Source organism: Sphingomonas sp. PP-F2F-G114-C0414 (assembly GCF_003688595.1).
In the GTDB taxonomy this organism is placed as follows: Bacteria; Pseudomonadota; Alphaproteobacteria; order Sphingomonadales; family Sphingomonadaceae; genus Sphingomonas.
In genome coordinates, this window is sequence record NZ_RCWT01000009.1 from 882,978 (window position 1) to 902,172 (window position 19,195).

Here is a 19,195-nt window from a genome sequence, read left to right on the forward strand (position 1 = left end):
CGTTGACGCGGACGGCGCCGCGCCGTAACCGCCGCACATGCCTAGCTTCCTCGACTTCGAGAAACCGATCGCCGAACTCCAGGGCCGGATCGACGAACTCCGCGACACCGCCGCCGAAGGCAGCGTCGACCTGTCGGTCGATATCGCCCGTCTGCAAGCCAAGTCCGACAAGCTGCTGAAGGACACCTTCGCGCGGCTGACTCCGTGGCAGAAGACGCAGGTCGCGCGCCATCCCGAGCGCCCGCACTTCAAGGATTACGTCGCCGCGCTGTTCGACGAGTTCGTGCCGCTCGCGGGTGACCGCGCATTTGGCGACGACCAGGCGATCATCGGCGGCTTCGCGACGTTCCGGGGCCGCAAGATCATGGTGCTCGGCCACGAAAAGGGCGACGACACCGCCAGCCGCCTCCGTCACAATTTCGGCATGGGCAAGCCCGAGGGCTACCGGAAAGCGATCCGCCTGGTCGAACTCGCCAACCGGTTCGGCCTGCCGATCGTCACGTTGGTCGACACCTCGGGCGCGTTCCCCGGTATCCAGGCCGAAGAACGCGGTCAGGCCGAGGCGATCGCCCGCTCGACCGAAGCGTGCCTCAACGCCGGCGTGCCGATCGTCGCGGTGATCGTCGGCGAGGGCGGTTCGGGTGGCGCGGTCGCACTCGCCGCGGGCAACCGCGTGCTGATGTTCGAGCATGCCGTCTATTCGGTGATCAGCCCTGAAGGCTGCGCGTCGATCCTGTGGCGCACCTCCGACAAGGCCCCCGAGGCCGCCGAAGCGATGCGGATCACCGCACAGGACCTCAAGGCGTTCGGCGTCATCGACGATATCGTTGCCGAGCCGCTCGGCGGCGCGCACCGCGACTCGGCGGTAGCGATCGAGTCGCTCGGCAATGCGGTGTCGTCCGCGCTGGCCGAGCTGGCGCCGCTCGCGCCTGCCGACCTCCGCACGGATCGCCAGGCGAAGTTCCTCAAGATGGGCCGCCTCTGACGCGGTCGCTCGCCCGGCGACACTTCGCCCAACAGCGCAACGAAAAAGGGCGGCGAAACCGAAGTTTCGCCGCCCTTTTTCGTACGCTACTGGTAACTCGATTACGTGGTCGAGGTGTTCAGCTTGGTCGAGACGTTGTTGAACGTCTTGTTCAGGCTGTTACCCAGGCCCTGCATCGCAGCGATGGCGGCGACGGCGATCAGCGCGGCGATCAGGCCGTACTCGATTGCGGTTGCGCCCTTGGAGTTCTTGAAAAACTTGCGGATCGTCTTCATTCCGGTCTCCATTGTTGGATTGCTTCAGTGTCACCCGGCTGGCCGGATGGACCGGAACAGCGCATCGACAGATACAAGTGTCTGGTTGAGAAAGGTTTAAGGTCGCGATCGATAGTTTTGGCGGTGCCGATACTTAGTGCGCGCGATGGCGCCCCGCGGGTCAGCGCGCCTGCGAAACCTTGGCATCGACCGTGTTCCACATGCCGATCGTCGAGCCCGCCATGGCGGACAGCCCGACGATCATCGCGATCACCACGAGACCCAGGATCAGGCCATATTCGATTGCCGTCGCGCCGCGTGAATCGCGGACGATGCTAACGACGGTGCGGGGCACCCGGTTCGATCTGGACGACAGGAAACGCATGCTCGCACGTGTAGGCGTAGGAGATTAAAGAATGACCAACGACGACAGTGTTCCCGCGAGATTGTTGCCCGTGGTGGCTGCGGCGCTCGTCGACCTGGAGGGGCGGGTGCTGCTCCAGCAACGGCCCGAGGGAAAGTCGCTCGCCGGCCTCTGGGAATTTCCCGGCGGCAAGGTCGAACCGGGGGAGACGCCCGAAGCGGCGTTGATTCGCGAACTCGAGGAGGAACTCGGGATCGCGGTCCCGCACGCCTGCCTCGCCCCGGCGACGTTCGCGAGTGCACCGCTGGGCGATCGCCACCTGCTGTTGCTGCTGTACGTGACGCGCAAGTGGAGCGGTGTCCCGCGCGCGCTCGAAGCGACCGCGTTGCGCTGGGTGAGGCCGGTCGAGATGCACGCGCTGGCGATGCCGCCCGCCGACCGTCCGCTGATCGGCCTGCTCGACGCGCTGATCTGACTCGGCGATCCGGCCAGCCGCAACTGCGATCGGGGCTGCAACCGCTGGGCAAACGTCCCTGCCGTCGTATGGCGTCCGACCGACCCGGGGGACGTCTAGGGAAAAAGACTCGGAGACCGTTGGACGCCCTTTCCGGCGTTGCGGCCTTGGCCGAAGCGCTTGTGCCAAAGCCCGGTGATGATCGGCACTATGATCGATGTCATGATCACGCAGATAGCGACCAACGTCGTGGCATCTTTAGCGACGGGCATGAATTCCGGTGCGACGGCGGCGATTGCCAGAGGGTTGGCCACTGCGGCGCCGGCAGTCGACGATGCTGCGATGCCAGCAGTACCGGTGCCTCCGCCGACCAGAATGTCCGCAATGATCAGCGGCACGCCGGTCGCGACGATTACGAAAAGTGCGAAAACGATCCCAAGCGCAGCCAAGGGTGACATAAGCGTATGCAGATCGATCGTATTGCCGAGCGCGAACGCGAAGAAGGGGATCAAGATCTTGCATCCCGGTGAAAAGAAGTCGCGTAACTTCGGATCGAGGTTCCCGAGAGCAAAGCCCGCCACAAATGGCAATATGGCGCCGACAAATACCGCCACTTTGAAATGCGCTACGCCGGTTGCCCCGAGTATGAGCATGCTCATCAGCGGACCGGACTCGATCGAGAGCAGGACGAAAGCCCCGGATTCCTCGCTGCTCCCGAAATTTTGCATCAGCGACGCGTACAGTCCGCCATTGGTCATATCGACTGCACACACGAGCGCGAGAAGCGACATGCCCGCAAAAAAGCCTGTCTGAACAACGTCCGGCGGAATGTACCGGGACGCGATGGCAACGATCACCCAAGCCGTGAGAAGCTTGGTCAGCAGCAGGGAACCGGATTTGCGGAGCACCGTCGTGGTCGTGCTGAGATGGACGGATGCGCCGATGCAAAAGAACCAGATCGCAAGGATAGGGATGATCCCGGTCATGAGCCCCTGGGTAAAGCCGCTGAAATACGTCGGCGCGCCGGGGGCAAGCGTTCGGCATAATGCGCCAATGAACAGTGGCACTATCATCATGCCACCCGGAATGCGGTCGACGCGGTCCTTGATATTCATCGGGGCACTGCCCTCGTTGCCTTGGCTGGCTTGATTTCCCGCCGCTCGTATGCTTCGAAATTCTTGAGAATGCTGGTCATGTCGGGAGCACCTCGTTCGATCGCCGCGGGAGAAGATTGCTCCGGCCGCGAGCAGAGCACGGAGCAGGCTTCTACAGGGCAATCACCCCGGCCGCATCTGGCCGAATCGGTACTTTATCGCGAAGCTCGACCGTTTCGACCGGCCTCGCCAATCCTGCATGAGCCGAACGTCCACAGCGGCGGTAGTCAATAAGGGGTCGATCAGCACTGCGAGAAAGGCGACCCCGCCGCGCGGTGCAGCTATCGCCGCTGACGTGTTCGAAAGCGGTCCTTCCGCTTTCCTCCCAACCCGGACACTCGCGGACGGCGGATATTCACTCTGCCGCATTCTTTTTAGACAATTAAATCCGCCTATCCCGAAACGTTCGATATTGACTCACGATTGCACTCATCGAAAGATTGTTCGATGACGCGGGGGCAGCAAATGAACAATTATCTTAAGAAAATAACATCTCTCCTGTTGATTGCAACGGTGATCCCGCAACCGGCGTTGGCTACGGAATGGGTACAAACCGCGAGCACTGACGAAGGCACCGTAATCTCGGTGGATAAAGATACAATAGTTCGAAACGGTTCGCGCGTGTTCGCATGGGAGAAGTGGGATTACCGCTTAGCTCCCAAAAACCCGAAACGGACGTACATCATCGAAAAAGATCGTCGCGAATACGACTGCTCGGCAGGCGTATCGAGACTTCGCGAAGCATTAGAATATGATGCGAACGGCAACGTTCTGAAATCGTACAGTTGGGTAGCGGGCGAATCGAGTTATAGGGCAGCGCCACCGGAGAGTGTGGGCGCCGCGACGTTCAGCGCTGTTTGTGACGGGGCCGGGAGTCCGCCACCTGGATGACATCGCGACGGTAGCGGAAAAACCGAGTGTGGATTCGCCAAGGTCTCTCCCGGCACACCTTTGCAACGGGATTCGTCGGTCACGGCTACCTTTGCGGCGGAGACACCCTCCGCCGCACCCGTCGGCGGCCAGCTCAAATCGCGGCTTTTTTCACTGCCTGCGTCGCACTGTACCCTAGCGATACCCCGGTCGTAAAGCGCCCACTTGCGGACATTCGTCCGCTGATTAAGCTAGACTTATGGCTGCTCTCTTAACTCGACTCCTTGCCACTCCATTGCTTGTCGTAATTACGTCAGCGGATGCGTTGCCGGATGGCCCAACAATAACAAGGCTATCCGTTTAAGAGCTACGCGCTTGTCACGTCGCAGGCGGGCTGCCGGGAATGATAGCGTTCAATGCTGAAGGCTGTATTCGCCCTTACAAAGACGCAGGCAAGATCTGCACGAATGGAAGTGATTGCGAGGGTGAGTGCATTTCGACATCTGGTGCTGCCCACGGCACCACTAAGCAAACTGGCATATGCGAGGCCAAGACTGGTCAGTTAAGTTCCCGATCCTTGATAGTGGACGGTACGGTTTCTAACGAACCATGCGCTTAAAACTAAGTCAGAACGCTCCTCAGCGGACGTCCGCTTTCCTCCCATTTCAGACATTCCAGCCGACCAGCAATCGACGAAATTCGCGATTAGACCTAGTTAGCCAGCGCTAAGTAACTGAAAATCACAGTTAGCTAATTTGGAGGCCCGACCGGGAATCGAACCCGGGTGCGAGGATTTGCAGTCCTCTACGTCACCACTCCGCCATCGGGCCCCGATGCGTGAAGGCGGCGCAAATGCTTCGTTTTGGGCGGCGGGTCAACCGGGAGTTTGCAGATCGCGGCGAATTGTCGCGATCGGTGCGGCGGGGGCGCGCAAACCGACCGGCCGTTCCTCGAAGCGCGGTCTGGTCACGACGGTTGCGGGGCACTGGATGCGGTGAGCCGCAGGGCGCGAGGGCGATTTGCGCGGGACGACGGTCGGTTTGCTTGCTAGAGGAGCCACAGAGGTGTTGCCGTGGACTTCCGCATGCGCCCTCGACGTCCCGCCCGCGGCATCTCGGTGTCACACGGGCGGGCGGGGCGTCACCCTCCCAGCATCGGCCCTCTTCCGCACTTCGTCGCGTCGTGCGGGGGCTTCCGCCTGTTTTGAACCAAACGCGCGCTTGGCGTAGCGCGGGGCGCGCGATATCAGGTCATCACGACAACTAGTGTATTGCACATGTAAAACAGCTGTGCGACAGGATAAGCCATGACGACGATGAGCATCGACACCGCCCAGCCCGCCACGCGCCCGATCGGCGGCGCAGGCACCGGCCCCACCGCATCGGCATTCGACGGCATGCGCCACGCGATGGTCGCCAGCCAGCTGCGCACCAACGCGGTCAACGACCAGCGCGTGGTCGCGGCGATGGCGCGGGTGCCGCGCGAGACGTTCATGCCTGAGGCCGTCCGGTCGATCGCCTACCGCGACACCGCGATCCCGCTCGGCGGCGGTCGCTATGCCAACCTGCCGATGGCGACCGGCCGGCTGCTGACCGAAGCGTATCTGACCGCCAGCGACCGCGTGCTGCTGATCGGTGCGGCAAGCGGCTACACCGCCGCGGTGTTGTCCGAGATCGTCGCCTCGGTGGTCGCGGTGGAGAGCGATCCGGCGTTGGTCGCGACCGCACGCACGGCGCTGGCCGGGGTCGGCAACGTCGAACTCGTCGAGGGGGCGATGACGGACGGTAGCGCTGCCGGGGCGCCCTATGACGTGCTGATCGTCGACGGCGCGGTCGAATCGGTGCCCGATGCGCTGATCGCGCAGGTCCGTCCGGGCGGCCGGGTCGTCGCCGGGATCGCCGAGCGCGGGCTGACCCGGTTGGCGGCAGGACGAAAGACCGACGGCGGTTTCGCGCTGGTGGCTTTCGTCGACGTCGAATGCGTCACGCTACCCGGCTTCGATACGCCCAAATCCTTCAAGTTCTGAGGCAGACCATGCCGCGCACCGCTCATATTCGTCGTTTGTTTCTGGGTGTTGCGCTGGTTTACGGCGCTGCACCGGTTGGCGCCGAAACGCTGCGCGAGGCGCTGGTCAAGGCGTACAACACCAACCCGACGATCACCGGTCAGCGCGCCGCCCTGCGCGCGAGCGACGAGAACGTGCCGATCGCGCGCGCGACCGGACTGCCGTCGGTGAACGCGACCGGCGACTATACCGAGTTCGTGGTGACCGCGCAGAACAGCTTCATCGCACCCCCTCGGCAGGCGGTGGCGCGCGCGAACGTGTCGATCCCGCTGTATTTGGGCGGTCAGGTCCGAAATTCGGTGGCCGCCGCCAAGACGCGCGTCGAGGGCGGCCGCGCGACGCTGCGCGGGACCGAGGCGGATCTCTTCACCAACGTCGTCAGCGCGTACATGAACGTGATCCGCGACGAATCGATCGTCGGGCTCAACACGCAGAACGTCCGCGTGCTCGACGTCAATCTCCAGGCCAGTCGCGATCGGTTCCAGGTCGGCGACCTGACGCGCACCGACGTCGCGCAGTCCGAGGCGCGTCTCGCGCTCGCCCGCGCGCAGCTTCAATCCGCACAGGCGCAGCTGATCTCCAGCCGGGAGAACTACATCCAGCTGGTCGGCACGCCGCCCGGCACGCTCGAGCCACCGCCGGTGTTGCCGCATCTGCCCGACAGCCCGGCATCGGCGGTGACGGTGGCGATCGACAATAATCCGACCCTGCTCGCCGCCGCAAAGGAGCGCGATGCGACTCGTTACGACATCGGCGTGGCGCGCGCGACTCGCCTGCCGCAGATCAGCGCGACGGGCGGCGCGGGCTACACCAATTATCTCGGGTCGATCAGCAAGACCAACGGCGTCGCCGCGTTTCCCAACGCGAACAAGACGGTGCAGGGCGGGCTGTCGCTGACCCTGCCGCTGTTCCAGGGCGGGCGTCCCGCGGCACAGGTCCGGCAGGCCGAGGCGCTCAGCTCGCGCGCGATCGAGAACGTGACTGCGACCGAGCGCAACGTCATCTCGCAGGCGCGCTCTGCCTATGCGGTGTGGCGGTCGTCGGAGCAGGTGATCCAGTCGTCGGAAACCGCGGTCAACGCGAACAAGCTGAGCCTGGAGGGCGTCCGTGCCGAGAACAGCGTGGGCACGCGGACGATCCTCGATATCCTCAACGCGGAGCAGGAATTGCTCAACAGCCAGGTCACGCTGGTGACGGCGCGGCGCGATGCGTATGTCGCGGGCTTCGCGTTGCTCGCCGCGATGGGGCAGGCGGAGGCGCGCGACCTGGGGCTCGACGGCGGCGTGCTTTACGATCCGGTCGCCAATTACAAGCGGGTCAGCCACAAGATCTGGGACTTCGGCGGCGACGGCGAACCTGCTGCGGTCGCGACCAGCACCGCGCAATCGCCCGCGCAGGACGCGCATGTTCAGCCGCAAAGCGATCCGTTGCTCGCAACGCCAGTTGACAGGAACCCAGCATTGACGACAGGTATGGACGCGCCGAGCCGCCGATAGGGGCGTCGCGCGGCCGCGGGGTTTGGGATGGTCCGGATGGGGGATATCAGTGCGGAGCCGTCGATGGAGGAAATCCTCTCGTCGATCAAACGGATCATTGCCGAAGAGGGCGATACGATGCCCGGTCGTAACCGCCGTCCGTCGCGGCCGATGCCGTCGCCGGTCGATCGCGACGCCTATCTGGACGGCGGCGCCGATGCTGACGACGACGAAATCCTCGAACTGAGCGATCCCATGCCGATGGTCGACCGTACGCCCCGCACCCCGAAATCTCCGGTGCTGTCTTCCGTCGATGCGGTCGCCGAGTCGCGCCAGTCCGCGCCGAAGCCGCTGCCGGTCGATGCGCCCGCGACGGCCGCCGCACCGACCGATCGCCCGATCGTCTCGCGCGAAACGGCCGCTGCAACGCGTGCGCCGCTCGAAGCGTTGACGCGGATGATGGTGAAACCCGATGCCAACAGCGACGGGACGCTCGAAGGCCTCGTCCGCGAGATGTTGCGGCCGATGCTGCGCGAATGGATGGACGCGAACCTGCCCGGCCTGGTCGAGGACATGGTCGCGCGCGAGATCGCCAAGATCATGAACCAGCAGCCCTGATCCGAGCGGCGGACGCGCGCGTCTGCCGTTCATATCGCTGGACACCTCAAGTGGGTTGCCAACGCGGTCGATTTGGTTTTATCGCTGCGGAACAACGCCGTGCGATGCGGTGTTTTACTATCCATGTCCGATACCGAGACCGTTAGCCCCGCCGAAAAACCGGCAATTCCTGCGTCGCACGGCGGGCAGAACGACTTTTCGTCCGCGGACACCAACAGCGATATCTTCTTTGCTGCGGTGAAGACCACGCGGATGCCGATGGTCGTCACCGACCCGCACCGCGACGACAACCCGATCATCTTCTGCAACGAGGCTTTCTCGTTCCTGAGCGGCTATTCGCAGGACGAGATTCTCGGCCGCAACTGCCGGTTCCTGCAAGGTCCCGAGACCGACCGCACCGCCGTCGCCGAAGTCCGCGCGGCGATCGCGAACCGCGAGGAAGTCGCGGTCGAGATCCTCAACTACCGCAAGAACGGCTCGACCTTCTGGAACGCGCTGTTTGTCTCGCCGGTGTTCGGCGAGGACGGCACACTCAAATATTTCTTCGCCAGCCAGCTCGACATCTCACGTCGGCGCGAGGCCGAGGAGGCGCTCCACGAGGCGCAGCGGATGGAGGCGGTCGGCAAGCTGACCGGTGGGATCGCGCACGATTTCAACAACCTGTTGCAAGTCATCCAGGGCTATGCCGACATCCTCGACGCGCGGATCGATCCCGACGACAAGTCGGCACGCCGCGCGGTCGACGCGATTTCGACCTCCGCCACGCGCGCCGCGACCCTGACGCAGCAGTTGCTCGCGTTCGCGCGGAAACAGGAATTGCGCGACCGGTTGATGAACCTCAACCAGCTGATCGGCGACTTCCGCGTGATCCTCGAACGTAGCGTCGGTAGCGGCATCACGCTCAAGCGCGATTTGGCGGAGGATCTGTGGAACTGCCGCGTCGATCCTGTCCAGGCCGAGATGGCGTTGCTCAACATCATCGCCAACGCGCGCGATGCCACGGGCGGCGCGGGCAAGGTCACGATCGCGACGCGCAACGCGGTGCTGCCCGAGGATGCCAGCCTCGCCAAGCTCGAACCCGGCGAATATGTTGTCGTCAGCATCTGCGACGACGGCCCCGGCGTCGACCTGACGACCGCCGACAAGCTGTTCGAACCGTTCTACACCACCAAGGAAATGGGCAAGGGCGCCGGGCTCGGCCTCGCGATGGTGTACGGCTTCATGCGCCAGTCGGGCGGTTTGGCGACCGTCCGCAACGGCGCTGGCGGCGGCGCGGAATTCTCGCTGTACTTCCCGCGCGCCAGTGGTGCGGTCGAGCGCAAGCCTGCCGCCCCGCTCGCGCCGCGCACCGGTGGCGCCGAGCGCGTGCTGATGGTCGAGGATCAGATCGAAGTCGGCGAACTCGGCCGCACGATTCTCGAGGATCTCGGCTACGAGGTCGTGCTGGTGAACAGCGCGCGCAGTGCGCTCGATACGCTGGCGGGTGATTCCGATTTCAAGCTGCTGTTCACCGATATCCTCATGCCCGGCGGGATGAACGGCGTCGCGCTCGCGCAGTCGGTGCGGCGCGATTATCCGCATACTGCGGTGCTGCTGACCACCGGGTTCGCCGACGAGGCGATCGACGAGGGCAGCCGGTCGTTCGAGCTGATCCGCAAGCCGTACCGCCGCAACGAACTGAACGAGAGGATCCGGCAGGTGCTCGACAAGCCGGGGGCCCGTACCTGACGTTGGCGTACCTGACGTTGGCGTACCTGACGTTGGCGTACCTGAGGCTGGCCTAGCGCGGGCACGCTCGCTAAGGCTCGGCGCATGAGCGAGCTTCCCAAAACCTTCGACCCGGCCTCCATCGAATCGCGCTGGTACGCGCATTGGGAGGCGAGCGGCCAGTTCCGCCCCGACCGGCCGAACGCCGAGCCTTGGACGATCGTCAACCCGCCGCCCAACGTCACCGGCTCGCTGCACATCGGCCACGCGCTCGACAACACGCTGCAGGACATCCTCACGCGTCACGCCCGCCTGAAGGGCAAGGATGCGTTGTGGGTGGTCGGCACCGATCACGCCGGCATCGCGACGCAGATGGTGGTCGAGCGGCAGATGGGCGCGCTCACCCCGCCGCAGAAGCGCACCGATTTCTCGCGCGAGGAGTTCGTCGCGAAGGTCTGGGCGTGGAAGGAAGAGAGCGGCGGCGAGATCACGCAGCAGCTCCGCCGGCTTGGCTGCTCGATGGACTGGGCGAACGAGCGCTTCACGATGGACGAGGGCTTTTCGAAGGCCGTCCTGAAGGTGTTCGTCGACCTCCACAAGCAGGGCCTGCTCTACCGTGACAAGCGCCTGGTGAACTGGGATCCGGGCCTCGGCACCGCGATCAGCGACCTCGAAGTCGAGACGCGCGAGATCAAGGGCAGCTTCTGGCATCTGCGCTATCCGCTCGAAGACGGATCGGGCTTCATCGAGGTCGCGACCACGCGGCCCGAGACGATGCTCGCCGACATGGCGGTGGCGGTTAACGCGTCCGACGAACGCTACACCGCGCTGATCGGCAAGCAGGTGAAGCTGCCGATCACCGGACGCCTGATCCCGATCATCGCCGACGATCATGCCGATCCGGAACTCGGTTCGGGCGCTGTCAAGATCACGCCGGGGCACGACTTCAACGATTTCGAGGTCGGCAAGCGGGCAGGGATGGCCGCGGGATCGATGCTCAACATGCTCGATGCGAAGGCGCGGGTGGTACAGGTTTCGGACGGGCTGATACCGGGTGACCTGCTCGGCAAGACGACCGCTGAGGCGCGGAATGCTGTCGTTTCGCGGCTCAAGGACGAAGGCTTCCTGATTCCGCACGTCGACAAGGACGGCGAAGAGCACGACGCCGAGCCGCGCACGATCCAGACGCCGTATGGCGACCGCTCGGGCGTGGTGATCGAGCCGTGGCTGACCGACCAATGGTATGTCGACGCGAAGACGCTCGCGCAGCCCGCGATCGAAGCGGTGCGGACCGGCGCGATCGATATCGTGCCGAAGACCTGGGAGAAGACGTTCTTCAACTGGATGGACAACATCCAGCCTTGGTGTGTGTCGCGCCAGCTATGGTGGGGGCACCGGATTCCGGCTTGGTTCGGGCCAGCGATTAAACCAGATGGAGAGCTTGCGTATCTTCTCGGATCAAATCCGAAGGTTGAGCTGATCACCGGGTTGCAACGAGAGTGCTTCGTGGCTGAAAGCGAAGCGGAAGCGATTAAGCTTGCTCAAGAAAAATACGGATCTGATCATGTGCAGATTTGCGAACACGGCGATATTGGTATTGGCGATACCATAGTCGAAGCGTCACAGCGGCAGCGCGAAAAGATCCTGTTGTTTCGCGATACTGACGTCCTCGACACGTGGTTCTCGTCCGCCCTCTGGCCCTTCGCCACGCTCGGCTGGCCCGAGGAGGGTGCCGTTCCCTCTCCCCTCCGGGGAGAGGGCCAGGGTGAGGGGCAGCCAAGCGGCGCAACGCCCGGTACCGGCCCCCCCCCCCCCCCCCCCCCCCCCCCGGGGGGGGGGGCGGGGGGGGGGGGCAGCCAAGCGGCGCAACGCCCGGTACCGCCCCTCACCCCGACCCTCTCCCCGCAGGGGAGAGGGAGCAGAAGCAGCTAAACGGCCGCTACCCCAACGACGTGCTCATTTCCGGCTTCGACATCCTGTTCTTCTGGAACGCGCGGATGATGATGCAGGGGCTGCACTTCATGAAGGACGTGCCGTTCCGCACGCTCTATCTCCACGGACTCGTCCGTGCGGCGGACGGCGCGAAGATGTCGAAGTCGAAGGGCAACGTCGTCAACCCGCTCGGCCTGATCGACACCTACGGCGCCGACGCGCTGCGCTTCTTCATGGCGGCGATGGAGAGCCAGGGCCGCGACATCAAGATGGATGAGAAGCGCGTCGAGGGCTATCGCAACTTCGCCACCAAGCTATGGAACGCGGCCCGCTTCGCACAATCCAACGGCATCGTCGCCAGCACCACTCTGGAGGCACCGCGCGCCGAGTTGGCCGTGAACAAGTGGATCATCGCCGAGACGATCGCGACCGTCCAGACGGTCGACCTCGCGCTCGCCGACTATCGCTTCGACGGTGCCGCGAACGCGATCTACCAGTTCGCGTGGAGCCGGTTCTGCGACTGGTATCTCGAGCTGATCAAGCCGCAGATGGTCGGCGACGAGCGGGGCGTCATCGACGACGAGTCGAAGGCGGTAGCAGGCTGGGTGCTCGACCAGATCCTGGTGTTGCTCCACCCGTTCATGCCGTTCATCACCGAGGAACTGTGGCACGCGATGGCCGACCCCGCCCATCCGCGCGAGCACGACCTGATCGTCGCGCAGTGGCCGATGGCGGACGCGCGCTCGCTCGATCCCGAGGCGAGCAAGGAAGTCGACTGGCTGATCCGCCTGGTTCAGGAAATCCGTACCGCGCGCAACGAACTGAACGTTCCGCCGGGCGCGCGCCTGCCGCTCCACGTCCGTGATGCGAATGCGACGACGTTGGCGCGGTTGGAACGCCAGGCGCCGGCGCTCGCGCGTCTCGCCCGCGTCACGCGCGCAGACGGCGAAGCCACCGGCGGTGCGGCGCAGGTCGTGGTCGACGAAGCAACCTTCGTCCTGCCCCTTGAAGGCGTCATCGACCTCGACTCCGAACGCGCCCGCCTGACCAAGGCGATCGCGGCGGCAGAGAAGGAGCGCGACGCACTGTCGGGCCGCCTGGGCAACGCCAGCTTCGTCGAACGCGCCAAGCCCGAAGCGGTGGAAAAGGCCAGGGCCGACCACGCCGACAAGGCCGCCGAAGCTGCGCGGTTGCAGGCTGCCCTCGGACGCCTGGGCTAACCTGCTCCCCTCCCGCTTGCGGGAGGGGCTGGGGGAGGGGCGTGCAATAAGAAGCCGGACGCCAGTACGTACGTCGCGCCCTCCCCTGACCCCTCCCGCATGCGGGAGGGGAATGCGTGGTTGAAGACCTCGTCGCTCCTACCAAGGTCCGCCCCCAAGGTTCCGCCGGGATGGCGAATCGGCGAGCATAGGCGAGGGAGCCTTCGACCCTCAAATCAGCACCGCCGTTTCCCCCGCTCCCCCCCCGGCGAAGGCCGGGGTCCAATTGGGCGACGTCGCTAGCTGCGCTAGCGATTCGTTGCTGCGACCTTTCCAATTGGACCCCGGCATCCGCCGGGGCGGTATAGTTGTTCGCGAGCACGACTGACCTACCGGCTTGTTCCGGAGTTCACTCCGCGGTTAGGCCGTCGACATGACAGGGCGCCTGCCCGTTCGCCGGTGCATGCCGGACGAAGTTCGGCCTGACGGAGAGACTGTGTGAGCGACCTTTTATCTGACGTCGGGACGAGCGCCGTTTCCCGCGAGCCCAGCCCCGGTCCCGTCCGCTCCCGAGGCAAACCAGGCCAGCGTGACCTCACCACCGGACACATCGGCCGCACGCTGCTCGCGTTCGCGCTTCCAACGCTCGGCTCGAACATCCTCCAGTCGCTCAACGGCTCGATCAACGCGATCTGGGTCGGGCGCTATCTCGGCGAAGGCGCGCTCGCGGCCACCTCGAACGCCAACATCATCATGTTCCTCACCTTCGGCGCGGTATTCGGCTTCGGCATGGCGGCGACGATCCTGGTCGGCCAGAGCTTCGGTCGTCACGACCTCGAAGGCGCGCGCCGGGCGTTCGGCTCCGCGGTCGGCTTGGTCCTCGGCGGCGCAATCGTGATCGCCGCGCTAGGCTGGGTATTCGCGCCCGAGATCCTTCACCTGCTTGCCACCCCCGGCGACGCCATGCCGCTCGCGCTCGCCTACCTCCGCGTGATCTTCCTCGGGCTGCCGGCTTCGATGATGATGGTCCTCCTCATGATGGGCCTGCGCGGCACCGGCGATTCGATGACGCCGCTGTGGTTCATGCTGCTTAGCGCGATCCTCGACTCTGGCCTCAACCCGTTGCTGATCGCCGGGATCGGCCCGTTCCCGCAGATGGGCATCGCCGGCTCGGCGATGGCGACACTGGTGGCGAGCCACGTCTCGCTGCTCGGGCTGATCGTCTATATCTACAAGCGCGACCTGCCGCTGAGGCTGCGCGGCAACGAACTCCGCTACCTCATTCCCGAGCGCGCGCTGACCGGGACGATCGTGCGGAAAGGCCTGCCGATGGGCGCTCAGATGCTGGTCATGTCGACCGCCGGCCTCGCGATGGTCGGGCTGGTCAACCGGCTCGGCGTGGATACCGCGGCGGCGTACGCCGTGTCGCAGCAGCTCTGGACCTATATCCAGATGCCCGCGCTAGCGATCGGCGCAGCGGTCAGTTCGATGGCGGCGCAAAATATAGGCGCGGGCCGCTGGGACCGGGTCGGCGACATCACGAAATACGGCCTGCTCTTCAACGTTGCGCTGACCGGGACGATGGTCGGCGTGGTCATCCTGTTCGACCGATCGGTGATGACGTTGTTCATCGGCACGGCCAGCCCGGCGCTGCCAATCGCGCGGCACATCCAGCTGATTGCGAGCTGGAACTTCATCCTGTTCGGGATGACGATGGTGCTGTTCTCGACCGTCCGCGCGAACGGCGCGGTGATCGCGCCGCTGATCGCGCTGATCGTCGCGCTGTATCCGGTGCGGATCGGCTTCGCGCTGCTGGCAAAACCGTGGCTCGGGGCGGACGCGTTGTGGTGGAGCTTTCCGCTAGGGTCGCTCACGACGCTGGCGATTGCCGCGTGGTATTATCGCTATGGCAACTGGCGGAAGGGCGCGCTGGTAGTGCCCGACGACAGCGAGGAACAGGCGCACGGCATGAGTGAGCCGGGTGGGCGGTTGCAGCCTACGGGGTGAGACCGAAATCTGGCCCCGCTAGGTCAAAGCCACCTCCCCGGCGGAGGCCGGGGCCCAGTTGGAGAGGTTGCAGTAACAAAGTGCGGCGCCCGGTTAGCAATGTTCCCCAACTGGGCTCCGGCCTTCGCCGGGGTGGTTCACCTTTTAGTCACGCTTGAACTGCCTACCGCAGGCGCTTGACGAACGAACGGCCACCTTCGCGGCGTTCGTGCTGGAAGTTCGGGATCGTCTCGATCAGGTCCGACAGCCGGTTGAACCCGTAGTTGCGCGCATCGAAGCTCGACCGGTTCCCGGCGAGCTGGCCGAGTTCGGCAACGCTGGCATACCCCTTCTCGTCACGCTTCACCGCGTTGTACGCGTCGATCAGGAGCTTGATCACCTGCTCGTCGATCGGCTGCGCCGTCTTTGGCCGAGCGACCGGCGCCGGCGTAGCGGGCTTCTCGCCAGCCACCGGGGCAGGCACTGACGCGGGCATAGCCTGCGACGTCTCGTTCAGCGCGCCGACGTCGATGAACCGCGTGCACGCCTGCCGAAACCCTTCCGGCGTACGGCTGGTGCCGAAGCCATACACCGGAATCCCGTCTTGGCGGATGCGGGTCGCGAGCGGCATGAAATCGCTGTCCGACGACATGATCCCGAACCCGTCGATGCGCCCGCGGAACAGCAGGTCCATCGCGTCGATCGTCATCTTCATGTCGGTAGCGTTCTTGCCCTTGGTCAGGTCGAACTGCTGCTGCGGCTCGATGCCGTGCTTGATCGACATGTCGCTCCACGCCTTCAGCGCGGGCTTCGACCAGTTGCCATAGACCCGCCGGACGTTGACCGTGCCGAGCTCGGCAAGGACGGTCAGCACCGGGTCGAGGGTCGCCGCGGACGCATTGTCCGCGTCGATCAGGAGGGCGACGTTGCGCGCTGTGGTATCGATCATGCGCGCAAGGTTAGCCCCGCGCGCGCGCCGCGTCCACGCTCCACGCGCCGCCACCGGCCGCGGCGAGGTACAGGAAGACGAAGCAGTAGAGCACCGCCGCCTCGCCGCCATTGGCGATCGGGAAGGGGCCCTTCGGCATGTGCGCCATGAAATACGCGACCGCGGACATTCCCGACAGCACGAACGCGACCGGCCGCGTGAACAGGCCGATAATGAGCAGACCGCCGCCGACGACTTCGAGCACGCCGGCAACGGTCAGCAGCGGGTTCATCGGCATCGGGAAGGGGGGCAGGCCGAAGAATTTCGAGATGCCGTGGCTGAAGAACACCAGCGCGACGACGATGCGCATGACGCTGAGCAGGCGGGCGGACCAGGTGGCGGGTATCGGCATGGGGATTCCTCGAGTGTCGTTGCGTGGGCGAAACGTCACACGGAGGCGGGTCGAGGTCAATTCGCGTAGATCGAAACGCATCGTTGACGGGCAACTCACGATCCCCCCGCCAAAGGGGGATTATGGATAAGCGATCGCCATCACCTCATATTGGCGCTCGCCTGCCGGCAGGTCCACGCGCCGCACATCGCCGATCGCCGCGCCACGCAAGGCGCGTGCGAACGGCGAGTTCCAGCCGATCCGCCCGTTGCTCGCGTCTGTCTCGTCGTCGCCGACCAAGGTCAGGATGCGCTCGGCATCGTCCTCGTCCGCGACCGTCACGCACGCACCGAACCACACGCGCGAGCGGTCTTCCTGCGCGGCGGGGTCGACGACCTTGGCCGCCTTCATCCGCTTCGACAGCCAGCCGAGCCGCCGGTCGATCTCGCGCAGGCGCTTGCGGCCGTAGATGTAATCACCGTTCTCGGACCGGTCGCCGTTGCCTGCCGCCCAAGAGATGACTTCGACTAGCTTCGGCCGTTCGCCAGCGAGCAGGTGCTCATATTCTTCGCGAAGAATCGTGTAGCCGGTGGGGGTGATGTAGTTGGGGCGATCCATGCGGTGCCCTACCATGTTCTCCCGCGAAGGCGGGAGCCCAGTCTGGCCTCCCGCCTTCGCGGGAGAACAATCTTATGAGGTAGCGAGACCTCAACCCGGCCGGTTCTTCCCCAGATACCACGACAACCGCGCCGCCCCCCGGCTCTTCGCCCGCGCAGGGTTCATCAGGTCGTACACCACCGCATTTTCCAGCACGCGCTGTACGTAATTGCGCGTCTCCTGGTACGGGATCGCCTCGACCCAATCGACCATGTCCACGGCCCCCGTCCGCGGATCGCCGTTCGCGCGGAGCCATTTGTTCACGTTGCCGCCGCCCGCATTATACGCCGCCACCGCCAGCGGATAACTGCCGTAATTCGCATACACCCGCTGGAAATAGCTCGAGCCCAGCATGATCGACATGTTCGGATCAGTCGTCAGCGCCGCCTGATTGTACGCCAGGCCGATCTTCCCTGACTGCTCGCGCGCGGTCGCCGGCATCAGCTGCATCAGCCCGCGTGCGCCGGCATGCGACACGGCGGCACGATCGAACTGGCTCTCCTGCCGCGAGATCGCGTGGATGATCGTCCAGTTATCCTCATACCCCGCCGGCACCGCCACCATCGGAAAGCCGACCGCGGAATAATCGCTGAGCCCGTTTGCCAGCGCACTCCGCCCGACCATCACGCCCAAGTCCGGCCGGTTGATCGTCTTCGACAGTTCGGCGGCGAGCAGGTGATCGGTATCGGTCGTCGCATCCGCGGCGATCTGGCGGACGAATGCGGTCTGGTCCTGCCAGTCGCCGATCTGCCCGAGGAACTTCACCGCACGCACCACCTCGCGCCGGTCGAACGCGGCGCGGACCGACGGATCGACGACGATCGACGCGACCGACGGCGGTGCGACCAGCGCCCGACCCGTACGCTCGTTGGCGAGCTGCCCGTAATATTGATCGCGGTACCCCGCCGCCTGACCGTAGAACGCCGCAGCCTGAGGCGCCAACCCGGCCGCCTCCGCCGCACGCCCCGCCCAGTAATACCCCTTCGACCGCACCTGCGGCGACCGCGAGCCGCGCGCGTACCGGTCGAACAGCGTCATCGCATCCGCCGGCCGGCCGAGCTGCTTCATCGCCACCCGCCCGCCAAGCCAGGCGAGATTGGTGTATTCGTCGCGCTCGGCATAGGACTTCGCCGCGATGTCCGCGCCATACGGATACGCATCGTCGATCTGCCGCGCGATATCGTAAGCCGTCTGGTATTGCCCGTCGTTCGCCGCGCCGTTCGCGTTGGTGACGAGCACCTCGTACCACTCGGCGGCATTCCCCGGCCGCGTCACCAGCGACCGAGGCCGCGCCAGCCACGCGCGGGCGGACGGGCTTGCCCCCGAATTACGCAACCACTGCGCCCGGTCCGCGACATAGCCCGCATCGTTCGCATACAGAGTCTGCGTCGCAGACGAGATATCCGACGCGTTCGGCGCATTCGTCCGGAACGCGAGCCGTGCCTCGAAGATCGGCCGCCGCGCCGGGCTCGTCCATGCCAGTTGCCGTTGCGCCGTGCCTGTCTGGCCCGCCCACAGCAGCGCATCCATCCGCGCATCCTGGTCGTCCGGCGTCAGCGCGCCCGGAAAGCCCGACATCACCATCGCCTCGTCGGTCGGGGTCAGCCCGCTGCTCCGCCACGCCGTCCGCACCGCCGCATACGCCTGATCGCGCGCACCCGTCGCCATCAACGCCCGCGCGTAGCCGACCCCGCCCGACGCCGACTGCGGCGGAAAGCGGCGGAAAAACGCGACGACGCTCGTCGGCGATCCGGTCGAAGCCTTGCGCTCCGCCGCACGCCGGTTCGCCGCCTCGTTGGGCCAGCCCGGATGCGCCATCAGGAAGCCGGCATAGCTGTCGAACGGCAGCGCATCGGTCTGCTGCAACGCGCGCCACTGCGCGATGGTCGCGGCGATCGCGCCGTCACTCATCGTCGGGTTCGCGACCGGCTGGGCCTGTGGCCCCATATTGGCGAGCTGCGTGCTGTAGCGATCCAGCGTCTGCTCGCCGCCCTGGCCCAACACGCCGGACGAAACAGCCGTCCCCGCGACCACTGCAAGAAGAAGGCTCGTTTTGAACATCGATGCTACCATGTGGACAGCATACGCATCGAACCCGTATCTGTCCTGAACGAAATCCAGATACGTCCCAGGATCTGGCGCAATAGGACCGCAGG

General features: G+C 65.2%; 15 protein-coding genes, 1 tRNA gene and 1 pseudogene. 9 read left to right on the forward strand and 8 right to left on the reverse strand.

Annotation, left to right across the window (positions count from 1 at the left end; genetic code table 11):
- The first annotated feature begins 37 nt into the window (after positions 1 to 37).
- A complete protein-coding gene (locus C8J47_RS04665) occupies positions 38 to 985 on the forward strand; it encodes an acetyl-CoA carboxylase carboxyltransferase subunit alpha (protein ID WP_121884599.1) in 948 nt (315 codons plus the stop codon).
- Between the two features lie 101 nt (positions 986 to 1,086).
- Here C8J47_RS04665 and C8J47_RS04670 read toward each other — a convergent pair whose 3' ends face one another.
- Entirely contained in the window at positions 1,087 to 1,260 is a 174-nt protein-coding gene (locus C8J47_RS04670) for a Flp family type IVb pilin (RefSeq protein ID WP_055879343.1), read from the reverse strand.
- Positions 1,261 to 1,420: 160 nt separating this feature from the next.
- On the reverse strand, positions 1,421 to 1,624 hold the full coding sequence (locus C8J47_RS04675) for a Flp family type IVb pilin (RefSeq protein ID WP_121884600.1): 204 nt from the start codon (positions 1,622 to 1,624) through the stop codon (positions 1,421 to 1,423).
- Positions 1,625 to 1,655: 31 nt separating this feature from the next.
- On the opposite strand from C8J47_RS04675, the gene C8J47_RS04680 reads away from it, so the two are divergent.
- Entirely contained in the window at positions 1,656 to 2,078 is a 423-nt protein-coding gene (locus tag C8J47_RS04680) for a (deoxy)nucleoside triphosphate pyrophosphohydrolase (RefSeq protein WP_121884601.1), read from the forward strand.
- Between the two features lie 95 nt (positions 2,079 to 2,173).
- On the opposite strand, the gene C8J47_RS04685 is transcribed toward C8J47_RS04680, so the two are convergent.
- Positions 2,174 to 3,172 carry a 2-keto-3-deoxygluconate permease gene (locus C8J47_RS04685; protein WP_121884602.1) on the reverse strand — a complete coding sequence of 333 codons (999 nt, stop codon included), beginning with the start codon at positions 3,170 to 3,172 and terminating at the stop codon, positions 2,174 to 2,176.
- Positions 3,173 to 3,676: 504 nt separating this feature from the next.
- Here C8J47_RS04685 and C8J47_RS18840 point away from each other — a divergent pair.
- Complete coding sequence (locus C8J47_RS18840; RefSeq protein WP_147454280.1) at positions 3,677 to 4,102, forward strand: surface-adhesin E family protein; 426 nt, start codon at positions 3,677 to 3,679, stop codon at positions 4,100 to 4,102.
- A 735-nt stretch (positions 4,103 to 4,837) separates the two neighbouring features.
- Here C8J47_RS18840 and C8J47_RS04690 read toward each other — a convergent pair.
- Positions 4,838 to 4,911, reverse strand: a tRNA-Cys gene (locus C8J47_RS04690).
- 566 nt (positions 4,912 to 5,477) lie between these two features.
- Here C8J47_RS04690 and C8J47_RS04695 point away from each other — a divergent pair.
- The 6 genes and pseudogenes from C8J47_RS04695 to C8J47_RS04730 all read left to right on the forward strand — a co-directional run bounded on the left by C8J47_RS04695 (position 5,478) and on the right by C8J47_RS04730 (position 15,084).
- Positions 5,478 to 6,107 (forward strand): protein-L-isoaspartate O-methyltransferase, encoded by a 630-nt coding sequence (locus C8J47_RS04695; RefSeq protein ID WP_259467366.1) that lies wholly within the window; start codon positions 5,478 to 5,480, stop codon positions 6,105 to 6,107.
- Positions 6,108 to 6,115: 8 nt separating this feature from the next.
- Positions 6,116 to 7,642 (forward strand): TolC family outer membrane protein, encoded by a 1,527-nt coding sequence (locus C8J47_RS04700; RefSeq protein ID WP_121884603.1) that lies wholly within the window; start codon positions 6,116 to 6,118, stop codon positions 7,640 to 7,642.
- Between the two features lie 36 nt (positions 7,643 to 7,678).
- Positions 7,679 to 8,239 carry a DUF2497 domain-containing protein gene (locus C8J47_RS04705; protein WP_121884754.1) on the forward strand — a complete coding sequence of 187 codons (561 nt, stop codon included), beginning with the start codon at positions 7,679 to 7,681 and terminating at the stop codon, positions 8,237 to 8,239.
- 123 nt (positions 8,240 to 8,362) lie between these two features.
- Positions 8,363 to 9,967: a histidine kinase famiy protein gene (locus tag C8J47_RS04710; RefSeq protein ID WP_121884604.1), complete on the forward strand. Its 1,605-nt coding sequence runs from the start codon at positions 8,363 to 8,365 to the stop codon at positions 9,965 to 9,967.
- Between the two features lie 84 nt (positions 9,968 to 10,051).
- Positions 10,052 to 13,098: pseudogene (locus tag C8J47_RS19440) on the forward strand (valine--tRNA ligase).
- A 477-nt stretch (positions 13,099 to 13,575) separates the two neighbouring features.
- Positions 13,576 to 15,084 carry an MATE family efflux transporter gene (locus C8J47_RS04730; RefSeq protein ID WP_404969245.1) on the forward strand — a complete coding sequence of 503 codons (1,509 nt, stop codon included), beginning with the start codon at positions 13,576 to 13,578 and terminating at the stop codon, positions 15,082 to 15,084.
- A gap of 163 nt (positions 15,085 to 15,247) precedes the next feature.
- On the opposite strand, the gene C8J47_RS04735 is transcribed toward C8J47_RS04730, so the two are convergent.
- The 4 genes from C8J47_RS04735 to C8J47_RS04750 all read right to left on the reverse strand — a co-directional run bounded on the left by C8J47_RS04735 (position 15,248) and on the right by C8J47_RS04750 (position 19,112).
- Entirely contained in the window at positions 15,248 to 16,012 is a 765-nt protein-coding gene (locus C8J47_RS04735; protein WP_121884756.1) for an NYN domain-containing protein, read from the reverse strand.
- Positions 16,013 to 16,022: 10 nt separating this feature from the next.
- Positions 16,023 to 16,403 carry a DoxX family protein gene (locus C8J47_RS04740; protein ID WP_121884607.1) on the reverse strand — a complete coding sequence of 127 codons (381 nt, stop codon included), beginning with the start codon at positions 16,401 to 16,403 and terminating at the stop codon, positions 16,023 to 16,025.
- A gap of 120 nt (positions 16,404 to 16,523) precedes the next feature.
- Positions 16,524 to 17,000 (reverse strand): transcription elongation factor GreB, encoded by a 477-nt coding sequence (greB, locus tag C8J47_RS04745; protein WP_121884608.1) that lies wholly within the window; start codon positions 16,998 to 17,000, stop codon positions 16,524 to 16,526.
- A 90-nt stretch (positions 17,001 to 17,090) separates the two neighbouring features.
- The gene (locus C8J47_RS04750; protein WP_121884609.1) at positions 17,091 to 19,112 is read right to left on the reverse strand and encodes a lytic transglycosylase domain-containing protein; all 2,022 of its coding nucleotides are present in this window, start codon (positions 19,110 to 19,112) and stop codon (positions 17,091 to 17,093) included.
- Positions 19,113 to 19,195: the final 83 nt, after the last annotated feature.

Coding starts and splice junctions, on each gene's coding strand:
- greB (WP_121884608.1), bottom strand. CDS start 17,000: ATGGATCGCCCCAACTACATCACCCCCACCGGCTACACGATTCTTCGC.
- C8J47_RS04750 (WP_121884609.1), bottom strand. CDS start 19,112: ATGGTAGCATCGATGTTCAAAACGAGCCTTCTTCTTGCAGTGGTCGCG.
- C8J47_RS18840 (WP_147454280.1), top strand. CDS start 3,677: ATGAACAATTATCTTAAGAAAATAACATCTCTCCTGTTGATTGCAACG.
- C8J47_RS04710 (WP_121884604.1), top strand. CDS start 8,363: ATGTCCGATACCGAGACCGTTAGCCCCGCCGAAAAACCGGCAATTCCT.
- C8J47_RS04700 (WP_121884603.1), top strand. CDS start 6,116: ATGCCGCGCACCGCTCATATTCGTCGTTTGTTTCTGGGTGTTGCGCTG.
- C8J47_RS04685 (WP_121884602.1), bottom strand. CDS start 3,172: ATGAATATCAAGGACCGCGTCGACCGCATTCCGGGTGGCATGATGATA.
- C8J47_RS04705 (WP_121884754.1), top strand. CDS start 7,679: ATGGGGGATATCAGTGCGGAGCCGTCGATGGAGGAAATCCTCTCGTCG.
- C8J47_RS04735 (WP_121884756.1), bottom strand. CDS start 16,012: ATGATCGATACCACAGCGCGCAACGTCGCCCTCCTGATCGACGCGGAC.
- C8J47_RS04695 (WP_259467366.1), top strand. CDS start 5,478: ATGCGCCACGCGATGGTCGCCAGCCAGCTGCGCACCAACGCGGTCAAC.
- C8J47_RS04680 (WP_121884601.1), top strand. CDS start 1,656: ATGACCAACGACGACAGTGTTCCCGCGAGATTGTTGCCCGTGGTGGCT.
- C8J47_RS04670 (WP_055879343.1), bottom strand. CDS start 1,260: ATGAAGACGATCCGCAAGTTTTTCAAGAACTCCAAGGGCGCAACCGCA.
- C8J47_RS04740 (WP_121884607.1), bottom strand. CDS start 16,403: ATGCCGATACCCGCCACCTGGTCCGCCCGCCTGCTCAGCGTCATGCGC.
- C8J47_RS04675 (WP_121884600.1), bottom strand. CDS start 1,624: ATGCGTTTCCTGTCGTCCAGATCGAACCGGGTGCCCCGCACCGTCGTT.
- C8J47_RS04665 (WP_121884599.1), top strand. CDS start 38: ATGCCTAGCTTCCTCGACTTCGAGAAACCGATCGCCGAACTCCAGGGC.